Below are 25,286 nucleotides of genomic sequence, written 5' to 3'. Positions count from 1 at the left end.
GGCGCCGTTGAAAAGGAGCTGTACCATGAAAAAGATCATTCTCCTGGGCCTCACCGCCTTGCTTGGAGCCTGCCAATCCATGACCCCCACTTCCAAGGCCAGCCTTGATGGCGAAGTGTTCTATCTGCAACGCATTGCCCTGCCGCCGACCGCGACCTTGAGCGTCAGCCTGCAAGACGTGTCGTTGATGGACGCCCCGGCCGTCACCCTGGCCGAACAGAAAGGCCCGGTCAAAGGCCAAGTGCCGTTGCCCTTTCACCTGAGCTACGACCCGGCGCAAGTCAAGCCTGGCCGCAGTTACTCGGTGAGCGCTCGCATCGAGCTGGATGGCAAGCTACTGTTTATCACCACCGAACGGCATTCTGTGCAGCTCAACGGCCAGGACCCACAACCGTTGCGTCTGCGGGTTGATGCTGTCGCCCACTGAATTCGAACTTCATAAGGAAGCGCCCATGCTCCGTAACTCCCTTCGTTTTACTGCCCTGTGTGCCGGATTGCTGCTCGGGGCCAATGCCATGGCCCTGGATCTTGGCAGCCTGTCCCAAGGTGATGCCGCCGGCGGCCTCAAGGATGCACTGACCCAAGGCGCGCAGATCGCCGTGAAGCAACTGGGCGTCCCCGGTGGTTTCAGCGATAACCCCGAAGTGAAGATCGGCCTGCCGGGCAAGCTGGGCAAAGTCGCCGACAAACTGAAAATGTTCGGCATGGGTGATCAAGTCACTCAGCTGGAAACCAGCATGAACAAGGCCGCCGAAACCGCCGTGACCCAGGCCCAGCCGATCCTGGTCAACGCCGTGAAAAACATGAGCGTGAGTGACGCCAAGGGCATCCTCAGTGGGGGTCAGGATTCGGCAACCCAGTACCTGAACAAAAGCAGCCGCGAACAAATCCGCGCCAAGTTCCTGCCGATCGTCAAGGCGGCTACCGACAAGGTCGGCGTGGCCCAACAGTACAACGCCCTGGCCGGCAAGGCTGCTGCCTTTGGCGCGTTGGACGCCAAGAGCGCCAACGTCGAAAACTACGTGACCGAGCAAGCGCTGGATGGGCTGTTCAAAATGATTGCCAAGCAGGAAGAAACCATTCGCGAGAACCCTGCAGCTGCCGCGACCAGCCTGGCGAAGAAAGTCTTCGGCGCCCTGTAAGCCCAGGCAGAAGCCCGGGCAGATGTGGGGAGCTCACCTGCCCGGATCTGGAAGTCTTCACGTGATTAGAAGATCTTCCCTAAAAGCCCAATACCCCCAAAAGCGATCGCGCCCAACGGCATGACACCGAAGCCTATCGCGAAACTATTGCGGGGCTTGCAAGCGTCTTTGCAAGGGTCGTTGGGCTTGGCAGGTTCAGGCTTGCCAGGCCCGCATGGGTTGCTGTTGCAGGCGGGTTTGAAAGCGCTGACATTGATATCAATTTTCATAAACACTCCTTGAATCATCAGATTTAAGCTTCTACCAGCAGGGGTGAAGCCTGCTGGTAGAAGACCTGGCAATCAGGTAATTCATGTGTGGCCCCGCGTCTCTGAAACGTTCCCGCCTGCGTATTGCCTTTGTGAAAATCCCTACGACAAGCTTTTACACGGACTGTGGTTTGACTCGGAACCATGCCGCGTACAACGCTGGCAAGAATAACAACGTCAACGCCGTCGCCACGATCAAGCCACCCATGATCGCCACGGCCATTGGTCCGAAGAACACACTGCGTGACAGTGGAATCATTGCCAGCACGGCCGCCAGGGCTGTCAGCACAATCGGGCGGAAACGTCGCACGGTGGCTTCGATGATTGCCTGCCAAGGTGCCAGGCCCGCCTTGATGTCCTGTTCGATCTGATCTACCAGGATCACAGAGTTGCGCATGATCATCCCGGACAGTGCGATGGTCCCCAGCATGGCCACAAAGCCAAACGGCTGGCGGAATACCAGCAGAAATAACGTCACACCGATCAACCCCAGCGGCGCTGTCAGAAACACCATGGCAGTGCGCGAGAAGCTACGCAGTTGCAGCATCAGCAGGGTGAGCACCACCACGATAAACAGCGGCACGCCTGCCTTGACCGAGTTCTGGCCACGGGCCGAGTCCTCGACCGTACCGCCGACGTCCAGCAGGTAGCCATCCGGCAGTTCGGCCCTTACGCCTGCAAGGGTTGGCAAGATCTGCTGGACCAATGTCGCCGGCTGCTCCTTGCCATAGATGTCAGCGCGGATGGTCACCGTCGGCAGACGGTTGCGGTGCCAGATAATGCCTTCCTCGAAGCCATATTCGAGGGTGGCGATTTGCGACAGCGCTACGCTTTTACCGTTGTCGGTGGGCACCGCCAGGCTTGGTAGCAATGACAGCTCGGTGCGTTCATGCACCGTGCCGCGCAGAAGGATCTCGATCAACTCGTTGTCCTCGCGGTACTGACTGACGCTGGAGCCGGTCAACGAACTCTGCAGGAACTTCGACAGGTTGGCCGTGCTCACGCCAAGGGCGCGGGCGCGGTCCTGGTCGATATTGAGGTAGACGATCTTGCTCGGTTCTTCCCAGTCCAGGTGCACGTTGACCACATGGGTATTTTCGCGAACCTTGGCCGCGACTTTGCGTGCCAGGGCGCGGACTTCTTCGATGTGCTCACCGGTCACGCGGAACTGCACCGGGTAGCCCACGGGCGGACCGTTTTCCAGGCGTGTGACGCGTGAGCGCAGATCCGGGAATTGCTCGTTGAGGGTTTCGATCAGCCAGGTGCGCAGGCTTTCACGTTCTTCAATGGTTCTGGCCAGCACCACAAACTGCGCGAAGCTGGCGGCCGGCAGTTGCTGATCCAGGGGCAAGTAGAAGCGCGGCGAGCCCGTACCGACATAGGCCACGTAATTGTCGATGCTTTCATGCTCCTTGAGCAGCGCCTCCAGGCGTTTGACCTGGTCAGCGGTGTTGCTCAAAGAGGCACCTTCGGCTAGCTTCAGGTCGACCATCAGCTCCAGTCGGCCAGAAGCCGGGAAGAACTGTTGAGGCACAAAACGGAACAACGCCACCGAGCCGATAAACAGCAACAGGGTTAGCACGATCACGGTCTTGCGCCGACGCACACACCATTCCACCAAACGCCTTACACGTTGATAGAACGGCGTGCCGTAGGGATCCGGGCCATCGGTGCCGTGCTTGGCTGCGTGAATCTTCGCCAGGTCCGGCAGGAGTTTTTCCCCCAGGTAGGGCACAAACACCACGGCGGCCACCCATGAGGCGAGCAACGCAATGGTCACCACCTGGAAAATCGAACGGGTGTATTCGCCGGTGCTCGATTGCGCCGTGGCGATCGGCAGGAAGCCCGCCGCCGTGATCAGCGTACCGGTGAGCATCGGGAATGCGGTGCTGGTCCAGGCAAAGCTGGCGGCCTTGAGCCGGTCATAGCCCTGCTCCATTTTGATCGCCATCATTTCTACCGCGATGATCGCGTCATCCACCAGCAAACCCAAGGCAAGCACCAGGGCACCGAGGGAAATCTTGTGCAGGCCGATGCCGAGGTAATACATGGTGGCAAAGGTCATCGCCAGCACCAGCGGAATCGCCAGGGCCACCACCATGCCCGTGCGCACGCCAAGGGAGAAGAAGCTCACCAGCAACACGATGGCCAGCGCTTCGGCCAGCACCTGCACGAATTCGCCGACGCTGGTTTTCACCGCCGCCGGTTGGTCCGACACTTTGCGCAGTTCCATGCCTGCCGGAAGGTTCTTCTGCAGGCGTGAGAATTCGCTCTCCAAGGCTTTGCCCAATACCAGAATATCGCCGCCGTCACGCATGGCCACGGCCAGGCCAATGGCATCTTCGCCCATGAAGCGCATACGCGGTGCCGGTGGATCGTTGAAGCCGCGGTGGATGTCGGCTACATCGCCGATGCGGAAGGTCCGGTCACCCACGCGAATCGGGAAGTTGCGGATCTCTTCCACGCTCTTGAAGTTGCCCGACACCCGCAGTTGCACGCGCTCGCTAGGGGTTTCAAAGAAGCCCGCAGTGGACACCGCATTTTGCTCCTGCAATGCCTGCTGCACCGCCGCCAATGGCAGGCCGAGCGTGGCCAGCTTGAGGTTGGACAGTTCGATCCAGATCTTTTCATCCTGCAGGCCGAGCAGTTCGACCTTGCCCACATCCGCCACCCGCTGCAGTTGAATCTGGATGCGGTCGGCGTAGTCCTTGAGCAGGGCGTAGTCAAAACCATCGCCGGTCAGCGCGTAGATATTGCCAAAGGTGGTGCCGAACTCATCGTTGAAAAACGGCCCCTGGATATCCGGCGGCAAGGTCTGGCGGATGTCGCTGATCTTCTTGCGCACCTGGTACCACAGGTCGGGGATCTGCGCCGAATGCATGGAATCACGGGCAATGAAAGTGACCTGGGATTCGCCGGGCCGCGAGAAGGAGACGATGCGCTCGTACTCACCCGTCTCCATGAGTTTTTTCTCGATGCGCTCGGTGACTTGCCGCGAAACTTCCTGGGCCGTGGCCCCCGGCCAGTTGGTCTTGATCACCATGGCCTTGAACGTGAACGGTGGGTCTTCACTTTGTCCCAGCTTGGAGTAGGACAAGGTGCCAACCACCGCTAGCAGGATCATCAGGAACAGTACGATCTGGCGATTACGCAGCGCCCATTCGGAAAGATTGAAACCCATTGGGGGACTACTCCTTGGCCGCCAGATTCACCACACGGTTGGCACGATCCACCGGGCGCACTTGCTGGCCCTCGTGGAGCACATGGACACCGGCGGCGATCACCCAATCGGTCGGGGTCAGGCCTTCCAGTATCGGGACGATTTTTTCACCAAAGGCGCCGATGCGCACCGGTGTGCGCTTGAGCGTGTTGTCGGGCTGCACACGCCAGACGTAGGACTCACCGTTCTGCGCACTGAGGGCAGACAGCGGCACCGACAACGGAATCACACCGTCAGCCTGTATGAAAACGCGGGCGCTTTGGCCCAGCTCGGCCGGTATCTTGCCACCAGTGAACGCCACGCGGGCCGCGAACGTACGCGACTTCGGATCGGCCGCCGGTGACAGCTCACGAATACGCCCGGTGAAGCGTTGATCGGGCTGGCTCCACAGCTCCACCGACACCGGCTGACCGAGTTTGAAACGGGCAAAACCCTGCTCCGGCAGGCTGATCAGCACTTCGCGCTCACCATCGGTGGCGAGGGTGAACACGGTCTGGCCGGCGGACACCACTTGGCCAACTTCCACTGCGCGCTTGGCGACCACACCGTCTTGTGGCGCACGCAGCACGGCATAGCCGGCCTGGTTGCTGGCCACGTCGAACTCAGCCTTGATCTGCTTGAGGCGGGCAACACCGGCCCGGTAGAGATTTTCGGCATTGTCATACTGAGATCGGCTGACCATCTGACGGTCCATCAAGGTCTTGTAGCGATCACGCTCGGCACGCACCAGGCTCAGGTTGGCCTCGGCGGCGGCGACTTGGGCACGGGTGGCTTCCAGTTGCAGGCGCACGTCCTGTGGGTCGAGCTCTGCCAGCGGTTGGTTGGCCTTGACTCGCTCGCCCTCCTCCACCAGCCGCTTGCTGATTTTGCCGCCGATGCGGAATGCCAGGTCTGGCTCATAGCGCGCACGCACTTCGCCGGGGTAACTGCCCATCGACTGCGACGACGGCAGTGGCTGCACCACCATGGCCGGGCGGATGGTGGCCTGGGTCGCTTCCTCATGGCCGCAAGCGGTCAACAGGACGACCAGACTGACAGGCAACGCAAAGGGCAGGAAAGTGCTGCGCATGCTGTAGGACCTTTCGCAAATGAAGCTAAGAATAATTATACTGGCCGGTATGTTATTAATACCAAACTCGCCAGTCCAGTATTAAAGGTGAAAATGTCCGACAATCCTGTAAACACCAATAGCCCCGGGCGCCCCAAGGACATGGCAAAACGCCAGGCTATCCTCGAAGCAGCGAAATTCCTGTTTTTGAGCAATGGTTACGCCAGTACCAGCATGGACGCCGTGGCCCTTGAGGCGGGCGTCTCAAAACTGACCGTCTACAGCCACTTCAATGACAAAGAAACCCTGTTCACCGCCGCCGTGGTGGCCAAGTGCGAGGAACAGCTGCCGGTGATGTACTTCGAGCTGCCCGAAGGCGTGCCCGTGGAGACTGTGTTGTTGAACATCGCGCGGGGGTTCCATCGCCTGATCAACAGCGAAGAGTCGATAAACCTGCATCGCCTGATGATGACCACCGGCAGCCAGGACGTGAAACTCTCGCAGATCTTCTTCGAGGCCGGCCCCATGCGCATGCTGCAAGGCATGGAGCGTCTGCTCGGCAAGATCGACCAGGGCGGCGCCCTGAGCATCGATAAACCCTTCACGGCAGCCGAGCACTTTTTTTGCCTGCTCAAGGGCACGGCGAATTTTTGCCTGCTGTATGGCTGCGGCGGACAACTGAGCGAAGAAGCCGCCGAAGCGCATGTGCAGGAAGTGGTGGGGTTGTTTATGCGGGCTTATGGGAGAGGAGCAGTTGCAAGGGGTTAGCTACAAGCGGCAAGCGTACAGCGCGTTTACTTGCAGCTTGCAGCTTAGAGCTTGAGCGCTTTTTTAGCATAAATATCATACCGGCTGGACTTACCCTCCAGCGCGTGGCTCGGCTTGGGCCCTTCAATGCACGGCGCCTTGCGCGGACGCTTGACCACCACGCGGTGGCTGGCCAGGGCCAGGGCGGCGGCCAGCAGCGCCGGTGCGTCCGGATCATCGCCCACCAGCGGGCGGAACAGGCGCATTTCCTTCTTCACCAATGCCGTCTTCTCACGGTGCGGGAACATCGGATCGAGGTAGATCACCTGCGGCGGCTCGCCTTCCCAGTTGCACATTACGTCAATGGAGTTGCCCTTGAGCAACTTCATGCGCGCCACGATCGGCGCCACCTCACAATCATCCGCGCCGCGCGCCAGGCCATCTTCGAGCAGGGCGCCGATCAGCGGCTGGCGCTCGATCAGGCTCATTTCGCAGCCCAGACTGGCAAGCACGAAGGCGTCCTTACCCAGGCCCGCCGTGGCGTCCAGCACCCGTGGGCGCACGCCTTGGGCGACACCCACGGCCTTGGCAATCATCTGCCCGCTGCCACCGCCGTACAGGCGTCGATGCGCGGCGCCGCCCTCGACAAAGTCCACCCGCACCGGCCCTGGCGCGTCAGGCCCAAGCTGTTGTAGCTGTAGGCCATGCTCCCCGAACTGCAGGGAAAAGTCCGCATCCGCCAGGTGTAACGGCAAACCCAGCAGTGAAGCCCACTGCTCGGCACGGTCCTGGAAGCCTTCGCCCAAGGCCTCGACCCTTATGCGGCTGGCCGCTGGTTGTTCGCTCATCAATCGCTACGCTCAAAAATATTAAGGATCGGCCAAAACCGGCCGATAAAAACAACAGTCAGGTATTTTGCCAGAGCTGAGCGTCGACCGAGAAAAATGTCAGACATTCTTCCCCTAACCATCGGTGTACTGCCGACCCATAACCACTACGGCCTGCGCAATACTCAAGCGCTGGCCGGGGTGAGTCATGTGTGGCAGGACTTCTTCGCCCGGGCATTGGCCGAGCAGCTCGGCGATACGCCTGGCGCGCTGGCGGTCCAGGCGCCTGCACCTGCGGACCCAGCGGTAGAACCCAACGCCGGCGCCGACCTGTTGTCGCAGATCCTCACCCAGCGTGAGTGTGACGTGAAGGACACCGAGATCGCCCCTCCAGAGCCGCTGTTCCTGCCGATCGCGGAGTTCGAAACCGAACTGCTGCCACCCGCCGCCGAGCCATTCCCGGAAGAGGAAATCGTCGCCCAGCAACGCCAGCAGAATTTCGAAAGTGGCTGGGTGCGCCCGATCGTGCTGACAGCCGGCCAGCCGCTGCCGGAGCCAGGCCCGGTGCCGGCACCACGCCCACTGCACCTGCCCATTGCCGAATTCGAGCTGGACCTGCTGCCACCGGCCGCCACCCCGTACCCTACCGAAGAACTGGTCGCGCAACAAAAGGCCCTGGACTTCGATTACTACTGGGCACGCCCGTTGATCGCCAACAACCTGCGCCTGGCCGCTTAAACCTTAGCGACACACCCACCAACGCCCCATGTCCAGATGGAAATGGTTGCGGTGCGCAGCGTTGTAGTCCGGGCTCAACACCACATTGAAATCATCGCAGGCGCTATCGCGCACCCGACGCAGGAACCGCGCATCAGCGCCCTCCCCCGGCCAACCTTTGAGCACACTGATGCGGCGCCCATCCGCCAGGCGAAAGCCGGCAATATCCAACGCATTGGCGGAGGCATGCTCGCTGAGTCGCCCTACAGAACGGTTATACATGTTGCGGCAGGCAAAGCTGCCCAGGTGATCGACCCGCGTCACCGCCTGGCCAAACACCGCCTGGGCCGCCGGCTGCAAACTGTGCCGCTCGAACAACGCGAACGCCACCGCCAGTGGGCAACTGGCGAGAAAGCTACTGCTGAGTCCAACCGCAGCGCCCTGTACACGCAAGGTATTGCGTAAAGGGCAGGCGACGTCGACGGGGGTATCGGCCTGATGGCTGACGCGCAGGCCGGAAGTTTCCAGCACGTTGTCGCACAGCGCTGGATCATCCTGCAGACGTCCCAATTTATAACGGGTCAAAAAGTTGGGGCTGGCGCGCACATCCAACGGCGCCCAAGGGTTCCAATCAGCCGGCAACGGCACCCAGCCCCGCCAGATACCAACGGCAAACACCCCGCCCAGAACCAGCAGTACGCCGATGATTTTGAAGAAACTCACCGCTTAGTCCTTAAAGAACTGGTTGGCCTGACTGAACGGCATTTTGCGGTCGGTGAAGGTGAACGTGCCCAGCTCATAGACTTCCTGGGCCGCGCGGTAGAACTCACCATAGGCGGCCAACGCCAGCGCCGAGCCGACGCTGATACGCCGCACGCCCATCTCGCTCAATTGCGCCACACTGAGGTTCAAGCCGCCGGACATCAACACATTCACCGGTTTGGGCGCCACCGCTTTGACCACCGCCAGCACTTCCTCGGCAGTGCGCAGGGCCGGTGCATACAGCACGTCGGCACCGGCTTCGGCGTAGGCTTGCAGGCGGCGGATGGTGTCAGGCAAATCCGGACGACCATGCAGGAGGTTTTCCGCGCGGGCAGTCAGGGTGAAGGGGAATGGCAGGCTGCGCGCGGCGGCAACGGCAGCTTCCACGCGCTCGACGGAGAGGTCGAAGGGATAGATCGGGTCAGCGGCAATACCGGTGGCATCTTCGATGGAACCGCCCACGATACCCGTGGCGGCGGCACGCAGGATCGTCTGGGCGCAGCCTTCAGGGGTGTCACTGAAGCCGTTTTCCAGATCTGCCGCTACCGGCAACACTGTGGCCTTGACGATCATACTGGCGTTGATCAAGGTGTCATCCAGGGACAGCGCCCCTTCCGCATCCGGGCGCCCCAGGCTGAACGCACACCCCGCACTGGTGGTGGCCAGCGCTTCAAACCCCAGGCTGGCGAGCATCACAGCGGAACCAGCATCCCACGGGTTGGGCATCACAAACGCACGGTCTCGCTCATGCAAGGCCTTGAAGGTTTCGGCGCGAAGGGTTGGGGCATCCATGTCTGGCTCCAGGCGGAAAAAGGTGCCCTAGAGTAACCCCAGTTGCTCCACTGCGGGAGCTCGATCCAAGGTTGCCAGCGCTGGCAGGCCAGGCAGACGCACCATCAACTGGTCGTGAAAACGCAGCGCCAATTGCGCGGCGAGGCGGTTGTCCGAGGTGTGCAGGAACACGTAGGGCGTGCGGCCTTCTTCAATCCAACCGGCGACTTTCTCCACCCATGGGACCAGGAACGGGTCATTGGCTTCCAATTCGGGATGGCCGATAAAACGCACTTGGGGAAACAGCGTCAGCGCCGCCGGACGCGGCGGCACCTTGGGCTTTTTGGATTGCGCGTGCAGCACGGCCGCCGAGGTGGACGTGCAACTGAACAAGGCCCGCGGGTCAAGGCAGACCCGCTCGACCCCGCGATCACGCAACAAACGGTTGAGCGTTCGCTCGGCCTCGCCCTTGGCGAAAAACTCAAGATGCCGCACTTCGACAGCCATCGGACGCTCGAGCCCATCAATGAAACCTGCCAACTCACCGAGCCGCTGCGGCGTGAACGTCGCGGGCAGCTGCAACCAAAACGGCGATACCCGCTCACCCAGCGGGCTCATCAAGCCAACAAAGCTTTCTGCCGCCGGCAGTTGTTCGATCAGGTTGCCGCTGTGGCTGATATCACCGGGAAATTTGGCCGTGAAGCGGAAATCGTCAGGCATGATTTCAGCCCAGCGTTGCACCGTGGCAGCTGAAGGGCGGGCATAAAAGGTGGTGTTGCCTTCAACGGCGTTGAAGACCTGGGAATAGAGTGCAAGGTAGTCGCTGGAACGGGCATCGGCGGGGTACAGGTACTCGCGCCAAGCGTTTTCGCTCCAGGACGGGCAACCGAGGTAGTAAGGCAGACGCATCAGATGTGGATGTCGAGGCCCAGCACTTCCATATCCCATTCGACAAAACCGGCGGTGGTCATGTAGCTGGCCAGGGCGGTGGCGACGCTTTTGCTCATGGAGCGCGGGAAGACCATGTCTTGCTGACGGGCTGGAAGACCGCTGATACGAGCGCCTGCGCAACCCTGGGCATTTTGCTGTGCTTCGGACTGGACTTCGATGAAGTCCGGCGAATCTTCGACGGACTCGTCTACCGTAACGTTTGCCTTGCGTGGCTTACGCTTGATGGGGTAGGACGGTGAGGAAAATCCATCTATACGCATGTATGCGAACTCGATATCGGTGATGGCATTTTAGTGGCGTAATCCATAACGCGCAAATGCTCTGGTGATAACTAGAACACATAATTTGAAAAAGGTTTAAAAGCGGGGGCAAATTCTGACGATTGGTGAATTTAGCCCCAAAGTGCCAGCATTTTTGGCGTCAAATAATCCCGCGCTCAGCTTTAGTCTGCGCAACCTTATCGCGCAGATAAACCGGAGCAGCTTGGTCCGCCAGAATCGCTTCACCGCGTTCGAACGCGAAGCGCGCTAGGGTCAATAAGTCTTCGGCATGCGGCAACATCGCAGCGTCCTGGCCAGCCAACGACACGCCAATACGTTCGCCATAAACCCAGCCGGTGCCGGCGCCGAACCAATCACCGCTGGCATCCAACGGCAACGCAGACGACTCCGGCGGCTGCACCGCTTCCACGCCCACCAGGCGCATCTCGCCCGCCGTTGCGCGATAGCAACCCCAATACACTTCATCCATCCGCGCATCGATAGCGGCCGCCACCTGCTGCGCGCCGTGTTCACGCAAGGCACGCTGGGCCAGTACCGCCAGGTTGGACACCGGCAACACTGGGCGCTCCAACGCGAACGCCAGCCCCTGCACCACGCCGATGGCGATGCGCACACCGGTAAACGCGCCCGGGCCACGGCCGAAGGCGATGGCATCGACCGCAGCCAACGTCGTGCCTGCGTCTTCAAGCAGTTGCTTGATCATTGGCAGCAGCTTCTGCGCATGCAGGCGCGGGATCACCTCGTAGTGGCTCGTTACCTTGCCATCGTGCAGCAAGGCAACGGAGCAAGCTTCAGTCGCGGTGTCCAGGGCCAGCAGGGTGCTCATCGTTGTGGGTGTCCAAGTCGAAAAAAAGTGCGCCAGTATAAACAACAACGGCCCGCAAGCGGGCCGTTATCCGTGAAGCCAGTCGAGGGATCAGCTCAGTGCTTGCAGCACTTTGGCAGTGATCGCTTCAACCGAGCCGACGCCAGGAATGTGGCTGTACTTCGGCTTGCCGTTAGCGGCGGACAGCTTCTGGTAAAAATCCACCAGCGGCTTGGTCTGGGAGTGGTAGACCGACAGGCGATGACGCACGGTTTCTTCGGTGTCGTCTTTACGCTGCACCAGGTCTTCACCCGTCACATCGTCCTTGCCTTCAACCTTTGGCGGGTTGTAGACGGTGTGGTACACGCGGCCAGAAGCTTCGTGAACGCGACGACCAGCAATGCGCTGGACGATTTCTTCGTCTTCAACCGCGATTTCGACGACGGCATCCAGCTCGACGCCGGCCTTCACCAGGGCTTCGGCCTGGGGAATGGTGCGCGGGAAGCCGTCGAACAGGAAACCGTTCTTGCAGTCTTCCTGGCTGATGCGCTCCTTGACCAGGTTGATGATCAGGTCATCAGAAACCAGGCCACCGCTGTCCATCACGCTCTTGGCGATCAGGCCCAGCTCGGTGCCGGCCTTGACGGCCGCACGCAGCATGTCGCCGGTGGAGATTTGTGGAATACCGAATTTTTCAGTGATGAACTTTGCCTGAGTACCTTTACCGGCCCCCGGAGCTCCCAGCAGAATGACGCGCATTGATGTGCTCCTCAATTTTTTATAGAGATGACGCTCGGATTCGCCGCGTGGGGCCAATCTCGTAAAATAGGGTTTGTAACTGTATGAGCCCAGCCGTCCAAAACGGCCAAAGGCTGATCAAGATACACAGCAGGCCCTAACCACACAAGCCGCCGAAAGTCGCAGGAACCGTGCCCGGCTTACGTCATAGGTAGGGGTGTGCCTGAGTGCAACCCAGCCGCATAAACGCCAGCCGCCCTTTTCAGGACGGCCGACGTGGTTTATCTGCAAGCCATTGAGAACACGCAAAAAACCTTAGCCGGTGTTACGCAAACCAGCGGCAATACCGGCCACAGACACCAGCAGCGCCTGTTCCAGAGGGCTGTCTTGCGCCGCTTCCTGCTGGCGCGAGCGTGCCAGCAGCTCGGCTTGCAGCAAGTGCAAGGGGTCGAGGTAGGTGTTGCGCAGGCGGATGAACTCTAGGGTGTCTGGGCTATGGGCAAGCAGTTGCGACTGACCGGTCAGGCCAAGCACCACGCCGCACGCCTGCGACAATAGGTCGCGCAGGTGCACACCCAATGGCAGCAGGTCTGGCTGCACCAGCCGCTCGTCATACAGACGGGCGATATCGGCATCGGCCTTGGCCAGCACCATTTCCAGCATGTCGATGCGCGTACGGAAGAACGGCCATTGCTCACGCATCTGCCCCAGCAGTTCGCCTTCGCCGCGCTCCAGCGCCTTGCTCAGCGCCGCTTCCCAACCAAGCCAGGCCGGCAGCATCAGGCGGGTCTGGGTCCAACCGAAGATCCATGGGATCGCGCGCAGGCTTTCAATCCCGCCCGCACGGCGCTTGGCCGGGCGACTGCCCAATGGCAAACGGCCCAGTTCCTGTTCCGGCGTGGACTGGCGGAAATACTCAACGAACTGCGGATTTTCCCGCACGACGGCGCGGTAAGCGCTGACACCGTCTGCCGCCAATTCATCCATCAAATGGCGCCAGGCCGGTTCAGGCGGCGGCGGTGGCAACAGCGTGGCTTCGAGTACCGCCGCCAGGTACAGATTCAGGTTCTGTTCGGCGATATCCGGCAGGCCGAATTTGAAGCGAATCATTTCGCCCTGCTCAGTGGTACGGAACCGCCCCGCCACCGAACCCGGTGGCTGCGACAGGATCGCCGCGTGCGCCGGGCCGCCGCCACGGCCGACCGTGCCGCCACGACCGTGGAACAACAGCAATTCCACTTGTTGTTCGCGGCAGATATCCACCAGCCGTTCCTGTGCCCGGTACTGCGCCCAGGCAGCGGCGGTGGTGCCGGCATCCTTGGCTGAGTCCGAGTAGCCAATCATTACTTCCTGCGGGCCCTGCAAACGCGCGCGATAGCCCGGCAACAGCAACAGTTGCTCGATCACAGGACCGGCGTTATCCAGGTCGGTCAGGGTTTCGAACAGCGGCACCACGCGCATCGGCCGTTGCACGCCTGACTCTTTAAGCAGCAGTTGCACTGCCAGCACGTCCGACGCCGCGCCCGCCATGGAGATGACATACGAACCCAGGGAGGCGGCCGGTGCGGCGGCGACTTCCTTGCAGGTGTTGAGCACCTCGGCCGTATCGGCCGACGGCTTGAAATAACTCGGCAATAGCGGTCGACGGTTGGACAACTCCTTCATCAGGAAGCTGATGCGCGCGTCTTCGTCCCAGTCTTCGTAACGTCCCAGACCCAGATAATCGGTGATCTCGGTCATCGCCGCCGAATGGCGACTGGAGTCCTGGCGCACGTCCAGGCGTACAAGGAATAAGCCAAAGGTCACGGCCCGACGCAGGCAGTCGAGCAATGGGCCATCGGCAATCACGCCCATGCCGCACTCGTGCAGCGACTGGTAGCACAATTCCAGCGGCTCCAGCAGGTCACGGTTGTTTTGCAACACCTCGGCCGGCGCCGGGGTGCTGCTGCTCAACGCCGTGTGTGCCCATTGGCGCGTGGCGCGCAGGCGTTCGCGCAGTTGCTTGAGCAACGCGCGATAAGGCTCCACGCTGTCACCGACCTTGGCCTGCAACGCCGGGCTGGCCTGTTGCATCGACAGCTCCGAGGCTAGGTGATCGATATCACGCAGGTACAAGTCGGCCGCCATCCAGCGCGCCAACAGCAACACTTCGCGGGTGACCGGCGCAGTGACATTCGGGTTGCCGTCACGGTCGCCGCCCATCCAGGACGCAAAGCGGATTGGCGCCGCTTCCAGGGGCAGGCGCAGGCCGGTGGCGGCGTGCAACGCCTGGTCAGCCTTACGCAGGTAATTAGGGATGGCGTGCCACAGCGAATGCTCGATCACCGCAAAGCCCCACTTGGCCTCGTCCACCGGAGTGGGCCGGGTGCGGCGGATTTCTTCGGTGTGCCAGGCTTCAGCGATCAGCCGTTGCAGGCGCTGGCGGATCTGCTCGCGCTCGGCGGTAGTGAGGTCGCGGTGATCCTGCAGGGCCAGTTGGGCAGCAATGGCATCGTATTTCTGGATCAGGGTACGGCGCGCCACTTCAGTAGGGTGAGCGGTGAGGACCAGTTCAATCTCCAGGCGCCCCAACTGGCGGGCCAGGGATTCGTTGCTATGCCCTTCACTTTGCAGGCGGGCAAGCAACTCCGGCAATACGCGGGATTCAAACGGCGCGGCTTGCGACTCATCGCGTCGGTGAATCAGTTGGTATTGCTCAGCGATGTTGGCGAGGTTGAGGAATTGATTGAACGCACGGGCCACCGGCAACAGTTCGTTTTCCTGCAACTGATTCACGCGGGTACTCAGTTCATCGCCAGCGCCGCGGCGATCAGCCTTAGCGCCTTTGCGGATCTGCTCGATCTTGTCGAGGAAATCATCGCCGTACTGCTCTCGAATCGTGTTGCCCAACAGCTCACCCAGCAGGTGAACATCCTCACGCAAGCGTGCATCGATATCACTCATCAGCCAATCTCCAGCCAGAAATCCGGGACGCGCAGGTCTGTCAGAGTGCCGCCAGCGTCCATTTATGACAAGACTTTAAACCTTGTGAGTTGTAGCGAGTCTCAAGGTTGAGTCGTCGCGTTTACCTACGCAGACGACTGGTTGCTCATCACCGCCTGCCAACGCGCGCTTTATTGAGGTTGCCATGAAAATCCGAGAATTGGCCCAGCACTGGGAAGAGAACGCCAAGGGTCGCCTGACCAAAACCGAGTACGCGATTCATCTGGATGTAGAGGCCGCCGCGAGGCTGGCGGCCATCGCCGAAATGTACCCCAAGCGTCAGACCGAAGAATTACTTGGCGAGTTGATCGGCGCGGCCCTGGAAGAGCTTGAAGAGAGCTTTCCCTACGTCAAGGGCGAGCATGTGATTGCCACCGACGAAGAAGGCGACCCCCTTTACGAAGATGTCGGTGCTACCCCTCGCTTCCTGTCACTTTCGCGGCGTTTTCTGCACGACCAGTCGGCCAGCGACGAAGACCCACAACGCTGACCTCCCTCTTCAAAACTTCCTTTTCACCCAATTATTTCGGGCTTTTATCAAGCCCGGCATACCGTTCGTGCAGCAGAAAGTTCCAATTTTTGGACCTGACCAATCAGTCAAAAATTTTTTTAGGCAATTCGCCATCTTCGCTGAACTATTCAAAAAAGCCTCGGGTCACACCGAGTAAGCCATCACTTGGAACAGCCGTTTGAATAGGCGTCCGCAGCTTTACCGCTAGCCCGCCGCCGCTGACCACCTGAGATGGATTTTGATGTTATTAGGAGCTATCTAATGGAGTTGAAGACGATGAAGACCAGCACTGCCAAAACCTCGTTTAACCCTCTGCGCGGGCTCAAGTTGGCCGCGCTGGCAATCGGCACAAGCTTCGTTTTGGCTGGCTGCGCCGGCAACCCTCCGACCGAGCAATATGCGGTCACCCAGTCTGCGGTGAACAGCGCTGTCAGCGCCGGTGGCACCGAGTACGCAGCTGTAGAAATGAAGTCGGCCCAGGACAAGCTCAAGCAAGCTGAGATTGCCATGCACGACAAAAATTACGAGGAAGCCCGTCGCCTGGCCGAACAAGCCGAGTGGGACGCTCGCGTTGCAGAGCGCAAGTCCCAGGCTGCCAAGGCTGAACAGGCTTTGAAGGATTCCCAGAAGGCTGTTGATGAGTTGCGTAAGGAAGGCATGCGCCCGGCTGCTATCCAGCAGAAGTAAGACGCTTCCTGTGACCGAATCGCACCCGATAAAGAATTGAAAGGACGACACGACTATGCGTAAACAATTGATGATCCCTGCCCTGCTGGCGATGAGCGTTGCACTGGCGGCTTGCTCCACCCCGCCGAACGCGAACCTGGAAAATGCACGGACCAACTTCTCGTCCCTGCAAACCAACCCGCAAGCGACCAAGCTCGCGGCGCTGGAAACCAAGGACGCCAGCGAATGGCTGGACAAGGCTGACAAGGCTTACCGCGACAAGGAAGACCAGAAGAAAGTCGACCAACTGGCCTACCTGACCAACCAGCGTGTTGAAGTGGCCAAAGACACCATCGTGCTGCGCGAATCCGAAGCCAAGCTGAAAAACGCCGGCGACGAACGCGCCCGCGCTTTGCTGGAGGCTCGTGATGCGCAGATCAAGCAGCTGCAAGACAGCTTGAACGCCAAGCAGACCGATCGCGGCACCCTGGTGACCTTCGGTGACGTGCTGTTCGCCACCAATAAATCTGATCTGAAATCCAGCGGCCTGGTTAACATCACCAAGCTGGCTCAGTTCCTGCGCGACAACCCGGACCGTAAGGTGATCGTCGAAGGCTACACCGACAGCACCGGTTCCGACTCGTACAACCAGAGCCTGTCGGAGCGCCGTGCAGCCTCCGTGCAACGCGCACTGGCTCAGCAAGGCGTGGACATCTCGCGCATCGTGACCCAGGGCTATGGCAAGGAATACCCGGTTGCCGACAACACCAGCGTGTCGGGCCGTGCCATGAACCGCCGCGTTGAAGTGACCATCTCCAACGACAACCAGCCGGTCAAGCCACGGTCTTCCGTTGCTAACTGATTGATTGGCGCCGCATAAGAAAACCCACTTCACGGTGGGTTTTTTTTCGGCTCGTCAAACTGAATGGTGCGATTCGTATCCTCGGCAGGCATTTCAATCTTTGCGCTGGCCGGCTCATCCATCCGTTGATCGCGCTTGTACCTGCGAGCGGCTTCCTGTTCCAGCGCCACATGCTGTCTTGCCATGGCCAACATGTTTTCCAATACAGGAATATGTATTTTCATCCTCGACCCAATCTGAGTAGGTTGCACCATTTTATGTGGGAGTTTGAGTCGAAACGGTTCCAGACATTTCCTCCGCAAGTGTCCCCGGCAACGGCGTGAGCTGCCGCGCCACACGTTACACCGCCCGCTCCGTTGCTGGTTGTCGGTTTGAATCAACATGAAAAAACCGCCCGATAGAGGCGGTTTTTTGAGGGCGCGCGAATTAAACGCCGACCTTGCCTGAGCCCTGCGTCTGCGGCATTTGGATTTGGCCCTGACTGCCAGCCTGACCATCTTGTGCGCCTTGATCGCCTTGCGCGCCCTGAGACTTTTGTGCCAGCAGCTTCTCCAGCAGTTTCATCAGTTCATCGAGGCCACCTCCGCCCTCGCTACCCTGACCGCCTTTAGCACCTTGTGCCTGCATGTCTTTGATTTTGTTTTGAACGTCTCGAATCTGCTGATCGAGGCCTTGGTTTGATTGGGAGCCCCCGCCAACATTGGCACCAGCGCCCATGCTCCCTACGCCCGACACTCCGTTTATACCAGCCATATATGCTCACTCCAGACTAATGAAAAAATGGGCTGATCAGCATTGCCAATCAGCCCATAATCTGTGGTGAGCGCGCCAGACTGGTTCCAGCCGGCTGAACGCCTGACAGGCGTTAAATCATTAATCGGTACGTAAAATGGACCTTTCCCACAGCGCTGAAAACAGCGTTCACTGCTGCAATTGCGGGGTTTCTTGCCCCATGCATCGCACGGCCTGCTTCTTGTTGTTCACCAACACACCGCTGAGGCCTTTCTGCTCGGTGTCGAACATCACCAGCACGCCATCCACGCATTGCGCGACTTGCGCGGCCGGGGTCAGGGAGATCTTGTAGTCCTCGCCGGGCACGGTCTTGAGCATGGTGAAATCGCTGAGCAGCAGCGCATCTTCGGGTTTGGCAAAGTGCAGGTAACCGTAGAACCACAGGCAACCGACGGTACCGATGATAGTGCCAATACCGGTGAGGATCAGCGGGATCATATTGCGTTCTTCGCTCATTGCGGGCTCTCTGATGAATCCACTCTTGGAGTGGGATAGTTCGGAATTTCGCCCAGGCGGCGTAGGCCGTTGAAGTGCCGCGGGTCGTCCAGGTAGCGCAGCATCACGGTTTGCCAGGTCTTGTCGGCAAAGGTTTGCACATGGCCGCCCCGGGTTAACTGCAGCACCCTTGGCGGCGGCGCGGCTTGGTACAGGCGGATGCCATTGGCCACTGGCACAACCGGGTCATCCAGGCTGTGAAACAACAGTTTCGGCACACCCGTCAGCTGAGGCATGGCGCGGATAGCACTGTCGGCGTCCGGTACCAGCCAGGACAGGGGCACTTGAAACGGCCATGTTAACCAGGAGGTACTTAGGGCGAATTGTCCTACGTCACGATAACTGGCGGGCACGCCGTCCAGCACCAGCGCCTTGAGCCGGGATTGGCGTTCCGGGTGGGCTGCCAGGTAGTGCACCGCCAGCGCGCCACCCAGGCTTTGGCCCAGAACGATCAGCGGCTGGCCCTGGGTTTCGGGCGCCTTGTCGATCCAGCGGAACGCCGCATCAACATCCTGATAGACCGCGGGTAATGATGGCGTGCCTTCCGACAGCCCATAACCGCGATAGTCCAGCAGCAGCACTTGGTAACCCTGCTCAGGCAACCACCAACTGCCGCCCAGGTGCCAGGCCAGGTTGCCGCCGTTGCCGTGCAAGTGCAGCACCGTACCCTTGAGCGGCACGCCGGGCTTGGCCGGTAGCCACCAGGCGTGCAGCTTCACGCCGTCGGCGGTGGTCAAGGTGACGTCGCGGTATTGCAGGTGGGCTTTTTCCGGTGTGAAAGGCAGGCCGGGCTCGGGGTAGAACAGCAGGGAGCTGCAGCCGTTCAAAGTGAGTAGCAGGCACAAAATGCCGAGGATTCTCATCCGTTGAAGCCTCGCTGGAAGGTTGTACTCATTTCTCAAGAACAAATGAGATCAAATGTGGGCGCTGGGGTAGCCTGCGATAACGGTGTATCAGTCACAGGTGTTTTCACTGAATGACCGCCATCGCAGGCGACCCAGCTCGCACATGTTTGGCGCGGTTTCTTCAAAGGATATTCGAATAATCCGCCTCAATCCGGTCCAGGCTCAAATGATTGAGGAAGTTGGAAAAGCACATCCATGCCGCCAGTGCATTCATGTCGCGGAACTGCTCCGGCAGGTACTTGGGCGGCACCACGAGGCCTTCGTCGACCAACTGACGCAGGGTTCGCATGTCTTCCAGGGTGGTCTTGCCGCAGAACAGCAGCGGCACTTGCTCCAGCTTGCCTTTACGCACGGCGAGCTGAATGTAGTTGTAGACCATGATAAAGCCCTTGAGGTAGGACAGATCCTTGGTAAACGGCAGACCGTTCGGCACCGAGCCACGGAATACGCGACTGGCGTTGCCATAGCTTTCGCCCATCTCAAAGCCTTGCTCGCGGAAGAACTCAAACACCTGCAGGAAGTCGGCGCCCTCCTCCACCATGTGAATGGCACGGGTGCGGTTGGTCAGTTTGCGCAGGCGGCTCGGGTAGGAGGCAAAGGTGATGATTTCCATCAGGATCGCCAGGCCTTCCTGAGTCACGGTGGAGGACGGCGGGCCCTTGGACAGGAACGTGCAGATCGGTTGGTTCTGCCCGTTTAGCGTGGTGCCAACATGCACCAGGCCTTCATGCACTTCCAGGGCCCGCACGTCGCGGTCATTGAACATCGCGTCGGCGCGGATCTTGATGTAGTCGGCGCCCGCCGCGGCGTCAGCGACAATACCGTCGGACTCAAACACGCGGATAGTCTCTTCGGCCTCGCCAAATACCTTGTTCAGGCGTGTTTGCAGCAGCGCCACGGCGTCCTGGGCGGTGAGGGTCTTGGCTTCATCCTTCAAATCGCCACGGCCGTCGATGTTGTTCAGATAGTCAGAAAGCATCAGGCCCAGGTCCGCCAGGGTCGGGTCGCCCGCGTGGAACGCATCGGAGGCGGCGCCATAGAGTTCCTGGGATATCAGGCCGAAATCCTCGGTACCGCGCGCTTCAAGCATGCGCACCACCATGCGATATTCCCGGCACATGCGGCGCATGATCTGCCCCACGGGGCTGAACTGGCCGAGGCGACGGGTAATGTCGCGCTCGATGTTCTGGAACTCCAGCTTTACCGCGCTGGAGTCGAACGTCAGTGGCCGATTCAGGTAATAGTCGCGGTCCACGGCGGGCATTTCCTTGCCCTTGGCCTTGAGGAATCCCTGACGAATGTTGTCGTCCCACTTCACGGCGTCGAGGACGCGAATCGGTGTCTGCGCCAGCACAATGCGATCAGACAAGGTGCGTATCGTCTGCTGGTAATCGTCCACCCGGTGCTTCCTCTTTAAACGTTATTTGCCCGTGCGCTGGTAGCGCACGGCTTCCACGAATACATCGGCGTTGGCCGGGTCATCCAGGTAGGCAAACACTTGGTCCATGGGGCTGTCGACCAATACGCCGTCGCCTTCCACGGTTTCCACAGTACTGCCGTGCAACGTCTTTTGGCCTATCGCTTGGTGGATCTGCTCAAGGTCCAGGTTATAGACCACCAATTCATGTTTTTCGCCGCTCTTATCCTCAAAGTCAAACCCCGCCAGGATGAAATGCCCGCCCAGTTTGGCCGGCAACGGCGCCGACAAGTACCAGCGGCTACCATGCCGGGAAACAGTAAACAGGTACTCATCACGCGGGCCCGGCTTGGCTGTAGGGTAGCTCACGGCTTTATAACGGTGGTCCCCCACGCGAGTGATGTGCAGGTTGAGCGGCTCGCCCCAGGCGTTTTTGCTCGACCATTTCCCCAGCAGGGCCGGCGGCGCGGCCTCATGGGCCGGCAGCGGGTCCTTGAAGGTCACCAGGCAACCGCTGAGCAGCAGGAACGACAAGGCAATTACCGCGATTCGCCAGGCTTTCATCGTGTACTCCACTGAATATCGTGCATGGCACCCGTTTATGTGGGAGCTGGCTTGCCTGCAATGGCATCAACCAACCGTGCCTGATTTACCGAGTTGTCTGCAGCGCAGGCAAGCCAGCGCCCACATAAAGTAGCGTCGACTTGTGACTACACCGAGGCCAACACCAAATGCATGTAACGCTTGAGAATTTCAAGCATCTCTTCACCGGTCAGAGGCTCTGCGCCGCTCAGCAGGCCCTGATATTCCATCCGACTGATTATCGCCGTCAACACTTTGGCATCCTGTTGCGGTTCGCGGGAGCCCAGTACCTGGAAAAACTGCTCAGTGCCCTGCAACAGAATCTGCTGATGGGAACGCACCAGTTCTGCCAGCCGCGGGTTCAGAAGCGCTTCCTGGCGAAAGGCCTGCTCGGCCATCAGGTGCTCACGGCGGTTGGTCAGTTGGCGCAACACGTAGTCAGCGGTCAAACGCGCAATATCATCGGCCAGTTGTGAACGCGACTGTGGGCTGCCATCGCCATAGGCGACCATTTCGCGCAGCAGGCCCTCGTTACGTACCCATAGCTTGCCCATGAACGCGGCACTGCGTTCGACGTATTGAGCGAAGGTATCGGTGAGCAAGTCGTCGATATCCTTGAAATAGTAGGTCGTGGCCGACAACGGCACCCCCGCCTCTGCCGCGATTGCACGATGGCGCACGGCCCGTACGCCATCACGCACCACGATGCGCATCGCCGCATCGAGAATGTCTTGCCTGCGTTGCTCACTGCCTCGGCGACTGGCCTTACGGCCCTGGTACTGGACGCTTTCAGCCACGGCAGCAGCAATGCCGGCGGCGCCTTCTTGAGCCATTACGCGGTTCACGACACACATCCTTGAATAGATCAAAACCTGGCGCTGTTTGCTTGACGCTTATAAACGCCGCATAAAAAAGCCGCCTTATAAAAGGCGGCTCTGGATTTCGCTAAGGTTACGCTTGTGGCCGCATGTGCGGGAACAGGATCACATCGCGGATCGACGGCGAGTTAGTCAACAGCATCACCAGGCGATCGATGCCGATCCCTTCACCGGCGGTTGGCGGCATGCCATATTCCAGGGCGCGCACGAAGTCGGCATCGTAGTGCATGGCTTCGTCGTCGCCGGCGTCCTTGTCGGCCACCTGGGCCATGAAACGCTCGGCCTGGTCTTCCGCATCGTTCAACTCGGAGTAGGCGTTGGCGATTTCGCGGCCGCCGATGAACAATTCGAAACGGTCGGTGACGTTCGGGTTGTCATCGTTGCGACGGGCCAGCGGCGATACTTCGAACGGGTACTGGGTAATGAAGTGCGGCTGTTCCAGCTTGTGCTCCACCAACTCTTCGAAAATCATCACCTGCAATTTGCCCAGGCCTTCGAAGCCCAACACTTTTGCGCCGGCTTTCTTGGCAATGGCGCGTGCCTTGTCGATGTCGGTCAGGTCGTCAGCGGTCAACTCGGGGTTGTACTTGAGGATCGAATCGAACACCGACAGGCGCACGAACGGTTCGCCAAAGTGGAACACCTTGTCGCCGTACGGCACGTCAGTGCTGCCCAGGACCAACTGCGCCAGCTCGCGGAACAGTTCTTCAGTCAGGTCCATGTTGTCTTCGTAATCGGCGTAGGCCTGGTAGAACTCCAACATGGTGAATTCTGGGTTGTGACGCGTCGAAACGCCTTCGTTACGGAAGTTGCGGTTGATCTCGAACACTTTCTCAAACCCGCCAACCACAAGGCGCTTGAGGTACAGCTCAGGCGCGATACGCAGGAACATTTCCAGGTCCAGTGCGTTGTGGTGGGTTTCGAACGGCTTGGCTGCAGCACCACCGGGGATGGTTTGCAGCATCGGGGTTTCAACTTCCAGGAAGTCACGCTGCATCAAGAAGCTGCGGATGTGCGCGATGACTTGCGAACGCACGCGGAAGGTGTGGCGCACGTCTTCGTTGACGATCAGGTCAACATAGCGCTGGCGGTAGCGCTGCTCGGTGTCGGTGAGACCGTGGTGCTTGTCCGGCAGCGGGCGCAGGGATTTGGTCAGCAGGCGTACGCTGGTCATTTCAACGTACAGGTCGCCCTTGCCGGAACGGGCCAGGGTACCCTCGGCGGCGATGATGTCGCCCATGTCCCAGGTTTTCACCGAGGCCAGGGTATCTTCAGGCAGGGTCTTGCGGTTGACGTAGACCTGGATGCGACCGGTCATGTCCTGGATCACCATGAACGAGCCGCGGTTGAGCATGATGCGACCTGCCACCTTGACCGGGATCGCCGCTTCCGCCAGCTCTTCCTTGGTCTTGTCCGCGTATTGCTTCTGCAAGGCATCGCAGTAGTTTTCGCGGCGGAAGTCGTTGGGGAAGGCATTGCCCTTGGCGCGCTCGGCAGCCAGCTTTTCCTTGCGCAGGGCGATCAGGGAGTTTTCTTCCTGTTGCAGGGCTTGGTCGAGTTGTTGGTCGCTCATGTCTTTAAATATTCCATCAGGTTCGTTGCCCCCGGCCTGCGGCCGGGGATCGCCGGCGTGCCGGCTCCTAAAAAAGGGTTACAGGCCTGACTTCAGGCTGGCTTCCAGGTATTCGTCGATATCACCGTCGAGCACCTTGTCGCAGTCGCTGCGTTCGATGTTAGTGCGCAAATCCTTGATCCGCGACGCATCAAGCACATAAGAACGGATCTGGTGACCCCAGCCGATATCCGACTTGGTGTCTTCCAGCGCCTGGGAAGCGGCGTTGCGCTTCTGCATTTCCTGCTCGTACAACTTGGCCCGCAGCATTTTCATGGCGGTGTCCTTGTTCGCGTGCTGGGAGCGTTCGTTCTGGCAGCTGACCACGGTGTTGGTCGGTACGTGGGTAATACGTACGGCCGAGTCGGTGGTGTTTACGTGCTGGCCACCGGCACCGGAGGAGCGGTAGGTATCGATGCGCAGGTCGGCCGGGTTGATCTCGATCTCGACCTTGTCGTCGATCTCTGGCGAGACGAAAACAGCAGAGAACGAGGTGTGGCGACGGTTGCCGGAGTCAAACGGGCTCTTGCGCACCAGGCGGTGCACGCCGATCTCGGTGCGCAGCCAGCCAAAGGCGTACTCGCCCTTGATATGCACGGTCGCGCCCTTGATACCGGCGACTTCACCGGCGGACAGTTCCATGATCGTCGCTTCGAAACCGCGCTTGTCAGCCCAGCGCAAGTACATGCGCAGCAGGATGTTGGCCCAGTCCTGGGCTTCGGTACCGCCGGAACCGGCCTGAATGTCCAGGTAGGCGTTGTTCGGGTCCATTTCGTGGCTGAACATGCGGCGGAATTCGAGCTTGGCGAGGTTGTCCTCAAGACGGGCCAGCTCGGCGACGACATCGCCCACTGCGCCTTCGTCGTCTTCTTCGACGGCCATGTCCAGCAGGTCACGGCAATCAGCCAGACCGGTGTTCAGTTCATCGAGGGTGTCGACGATCTGCGCCAGCGCAGCGCGCTCGCGGCCCAGTTCCTGGGCGTATTCAGGTTTGTTCCAGACAGCAGGATCTTCAAGCTCGCGATTGACTTCGGTCAGACGCTCATGCTTTTGATCGTAGTCAAAGATACCCCCGAATAGTTTCGGAGCGCTCGGACAGGTCCTTGATGGTGTTAAGGATCGGGTTGATTTCCATGGCGGGCAGCACTCGTTGGCGAACTTTTGAAAGCCGGCGAGTATAACGGCAAACGGGGGGGAACGGCAGCCCGCTGGGCGAAAAGGCGCGGGCCTTGTACACGATCCATAGAACGATACGGATCAAACTCGT

27 protein-coding genes are annotated in these 25,286 nt (G+C 59.9%); 7 read left to right on the top strand and 20 right to left on the bottom strand.

The genetic code is table 11. The features are described from left to right. Positions 1–25: 25 nt before the first annotated feature. Both AACY44_RS13695 and AACY44_RS13690 read left to right on the top strand, forming a co-directional pair. Complete coding sequence (locus AACY44_RS13695; RefSeq protein WP_339435880.1) at positions 26–427, top strand: YbaY family lipoprotein; 402 nt, start codon at positions 26–28, stop codon at positions 425–427. A gap of 25 nt (positions 428–452) precedes the next feature. After that, positions 453–1,142 (top strand): DUF4197 domain-containing protein, encoded by a 690-nt coding sequence (locus AACY44_RS13690; RefSeq protein WP_339418169.1) that lies wholly within the window; start codon positions 453–455, stop codon positions 1,140–1,142. A 65-nt stretch (positions 1,143–1,207) separates the two neighbouring features. Here the strand turns inward: AACY44_RS13690 and AACY44_RS13685 are convergent, their stop codons facing one another. From AACY44_RS13685 to AACY44_RS13675, 3 genes are all read right to left on the bottom strand, one after another. Further along, positions 1,208–1,411 carry a hypothetical protein gene (locus AACY44_RS13685; RefSeq protein WP_339418170.1) on the bottom strand — a complete coding sequence of 68 codons (204 nt, stop codon included), beginning with the start codon at positions 1,409–1,411 and terminating at the stop codon, positions 1,208–1,210. 154 nt (positions 1,412–1,565) lie between these two features. Next, positions 1,566–4,631, bottom strand: a complete 3,066-nt coding sequence (locus tag AACY44_RS13680) for an efflux RND transporter permease subunit (protein WP_339435879.1) — start codon at positions 4,629–4,631, stop codon at positions 1,566–1,568. A gap of 7 nt (positions 4,632–4,638) precedes the next feature. Beyond that, the gene (locus tag AACY44_RS13675) at positions 4,639–5,739 is read right to left on the bottom strand and encodes an efflux RND transporter periplasmic adaptor subunit (RefSeq protein WP_339418172.1); all 1,101 of its coding nucleotides are present in this window, start codon (positions 5,737–5,739) and stop codon (positions 4,639–4,641) included. Positions 5,740–5,832: 93 nt separating this feature from the next. On the opposite strand from AACY44_RS13675, the gene AACY44_RS13670 reads away from it, so the two are divergent. Beyond that, entirely contained in the window at positions 5,833–6,486 is a 654-nt protein-coding gene (locus AACY44_RS13670) for a TetR/AcrR family transcriptional regulator (protein WP_339418173.1), read from the top strand. A 44-nt stretch (positions 6,487–6,530) separates the two neighbouring features. Here AACY44_RS13670 and AACY44_RS13665 read toward each other — a convergent pair whose 3' ends face one another. Further along, on the bottom strand, positions 6,531–7,313 hold the full coding sequence (locus tag AACY44_RS13665; protein ID WP_339530424.1) for a class I SAM-dependent methyltransferase: 783 nt from the start codon (positions 7,311–7,313) through the stop codon (positions 6,531–6,533). Positions 7,314–7,409: 96 nt separating this feature from the next. Between AACY44_RS13665 and AACY44_RS13660 the strand changes: the two genes are divergently transcribed. Further along, positions 7,410–8,030, top strand: a complete 621-nt coding sequence (locus AACY44_RS13660) for an energy transducer TonB (RefSeq protein WP_339418175.1) — start codon at positions 7,410–7,412, stop codon at positions 8,028–8,030. A gap of 3 nt (positions 8,031–8,033) precedes the next feature. On the opposite strand, the gene AACY44_RS13655 is transcribed toward AACY44_RS13660, so the two are convergent. The 7 genes from AACY44_RS13655 to ppc form a co-directional block, all read right to left on the bottom strand. Further along, the gene (locus tag AACY44_RS13655) at positions 8,034–8,732 is read right to left on the bottom strand and encodes an extensin-like domain-containing protein (RefSeq protein WP_339435876.1); all 699 of its coding nucleotides are present in this window, start codon (positions 8,730–8,732) and stop codon (positions 8,034–8,036) included. A 3-nt stretch (positions 8,733–8,735) separates the two neighbouring features. Continuing rightward, positions 8,736–9,563, bottom strand: coding sequence for an isocitrate lyase/PEP mutase family protein (locus AACY44_RS13650; protein WP_339530422.1), 828 nt, complete (start codon positions 9,561–9,563; stop codon positions 8,736–8,738). 27 nt (positions 9,564–9,590) lie between these two features. Then, positions 9,591–10,451, bottom strand: a complete 861-nt coding sequence (locus AACY44_RS13645; RefSeq protein ID WP_339530420.1) for a DUF72 domain-containing protein — start codon at positions 10,449–10,451, stop codon at positions 9,591–9,593. After that, positions 10,451–10,753, bottom strand: coding sequence for a hypothetical protein (locus AACY44_RS13640; RefSeq protein ID WP_339418179.1), 303 nt, complete (start codon positions 10,751–10,753; stop codon positions 10,451–10,453). The genes AACY44_RS13645 and AACY44_RS13640 overlap by 1 nt, the downstream gene beginning before the upstream one ends. A 160-nt stretch (positions 10,754–10,913) precedes the next feature. After that, positions 10,914–11,600, bottom strand: coding sequence for a tRNA (adenosine(37)-N6)-threonylcarbamoyltransferase complex dimerization subunit type 1 TsaB (tsaB, locus tag AACY44_RS13635; protein ID WP_339418180.1), 687 nt, complete (start codon positions 11,598–11,600; stop codon positions 10,914–10,916). Between the two features lie 90 nt (positions 11,601–11,690). Next, positions 11,691–12,338: an adenylate kinase gene (adk, locus tag AACY44_RS13630; protein ID WP_049709696.1), complete on the bottom strand. Its 648-nt coding sequence runs from the start codon at positions 12,336–12,338 to the stop codon at positions 11,691–11,693. 294 nt (positions 12,339–12,632) lie between these two features. Further along, positions 12,633–15,260 (bottom strand): phosphoenolpyruvate carboxylase, encoded by a 2,628-nt coding sequence (gene ppc / locus AACY44_RS13625; RefSeq protein ID WP_339427103.1) that lies wholly within the window; start codon positions 15,258–15,260, stop codon positions 12,633–12,635. A gap of 184 nt (positions 15,261–15,444) precedes the next feature. Here ppc and AACY44_RS13620 point away from each other — a divergent pair, with 184 nt between their 5' ends. The 3 genes from AACY44_RS13620 to AACY44_RS13610 all read left to right on the top strand — a co-directional run bounded on the left by AACY44_RS13620 (position 15,445) and on the right by AACY44_RS13610 (position 17,338). Continuing rightward, on the top strand, positions 15,445–15,789 hold the full coding sequence (locus AACY44_RS13620) for a pilin assembly protein (protein WP_339418182.1): 345 nt from the start codon (positions 15,445–15,447) through the stop codon (positions 15,787–15,789). A 282-nt stretch (positions 15,790–16,071) separates the two neighbouring features. Then, complete coding sequence (locus AACY44_RS13615) at positions 16,072–16,497, top strand: DUF4398 domain-containing protein (RefSeq protein WP_339418183.1); 426 nt, start codon at positions 16,072–16,074, stop codon at positions 16,495–16,497. Between the two features lie 55 nt (positions 16,498–16,552). Next, positions 16,553–17,338, top strand: a complete 786-nt coding sequence (locus AACY44_RS13610) for an OmpA family protein (protein ID WP_339418184.1) — start codon at positions 16,553–16,555, stop codon at positions 17,336–17,338. 29 nt (positions 17,339–17,367) lie between these two features. Here the strand turns inward: AACY44_RS13610 and AACY44_RS13605 are convergent, their stop codons facing one another. The 9 genes from AACY44_RS13605 to prfB form a co-directional block, all read right to left on the bottom strand. Then, positions 17,368–17,562, bottom strand: a complete 195-nt coding sequence (locus AACY44_RS13605) for a hypothetical protein (protein WP_339418185.1) — start codon at positions 17,560–17,562, stop codon at positions 17,368–17,370. Between the two features lie 202 nt (positions 17,563–17,764). After that, positions 17,765–18,055 (bottom strand): hypothetical protein, encoded by a 291-nt coding sequence (locus AACY44_RS13600; protein WP_339418186.1) that lies wholly within the window; start codon positions 18,053–18,055, stop codon positions 17,765–17,767. A gap of 204 nt (positions 18,056–18,259) precedes the next feature. Next, the gene (locus tag AACY44_RS13595; RefSeq protein ID WP_017738324.1) at positions 18,260–18,586 is read right to left on the bottom strand and encodes a hypothetical protein; all 327 of its coding nucleotides are present in this window, start codon (positions 18,584–18,586) and stop codon (positions 18,260–18,262) included. Beyond that, positions 18,583–19,488 (bottom strand): alpha/beta hydrolase, encoded by a 906-nt coding sequence (locus AACY44_RS13590; protein ID WP_339418187.1) that lies wholly within the window; start codon positions 19,486–19,488, stop codon positions 18,583–18,585. Before AACY44_RS13590 ends, AACY44_RS13595 begins: the two co-directional genes overlap by 4 nt. 163 nt (positions 19,489–19,651) lie before the next feature. After that, complete coding sequence (locus AACY44_RS13585; RefSeq protein ID WP_339418188.1) at positions 19,652–20,929, bottom strand: flavohemoglobin expression-modulating QEGLA motif protein; 1,278 nt, start codon at positions 20,927–20,929, stop codon at positions 19,652–19,654. Positions 20,930–20,950: 21 nt separating this feature from the next. Beyond that, on the bottom strand, positions 20,951–21,511 hold the full coding sequence (locus AACY44_RS13580) for a hypothetical protein (protein WP_339530416.1): 561 nt from the start codon (positions 21,509–21,511) through the stop codon (positions 20,951–20,953). A gap of 146 nt (positions 21,512–21,657) precedes the next feature. Beyond that, complete coding sequence (locus AACY44_RS13575; protein ID WP_339418190.1) at positions 21,658–22,374, bottom strand: TetR/AcrR family transcriptional regulator; 717 nt, start codon at positions 22,372–22,374, stop codon at positions 21,658–21,660. A gap of 106 nt (positions 22,375–22,480) precedes the next feature. After that, positions 22,481–23,980, bottom strand: a complete 1,500-nt coding sequence (lysS, locus tag AACY44_RS13570; protein ID WP_339418191.1) for a lysine--tRNA ligase — start codon at positions 23,978–23,980, stop codon at positions 22,481–22,483. A gap of 78 nt (positions 23,981–24,058) precedes the next feature. Beyond that, a protein-coding gene (gene prfB / locus AACY44_RS13565) for a peptide chain release factor 2 (protein ID WP_339418192.1) occupies positions 24,059–25,154 on the bottom strand; the annotation gives its coding sequence in 2 pieces (ribosomal slippage) (positions 24,059–25,081 and positions 25,083–25,154; 1,095 coding nt in all). Between the last annotated feature and the right edge of the window lie 132 nt (positions 25,155–25,286).

It is taken from the genome of Pseudomonas sp. RA_15y_Pfl1_P11, assembly GCF_963970975.1.
GTDB lineage: Bacteria > Pseudomonadota > Gammaproteobacteria > Pseudomonadales > Pseudomonadaceae > Aquipseudomonas > Aquipseudomonas tritici.
This window is presented reverse-complemented; position numbering and strand designations above follow the sequence as displayed.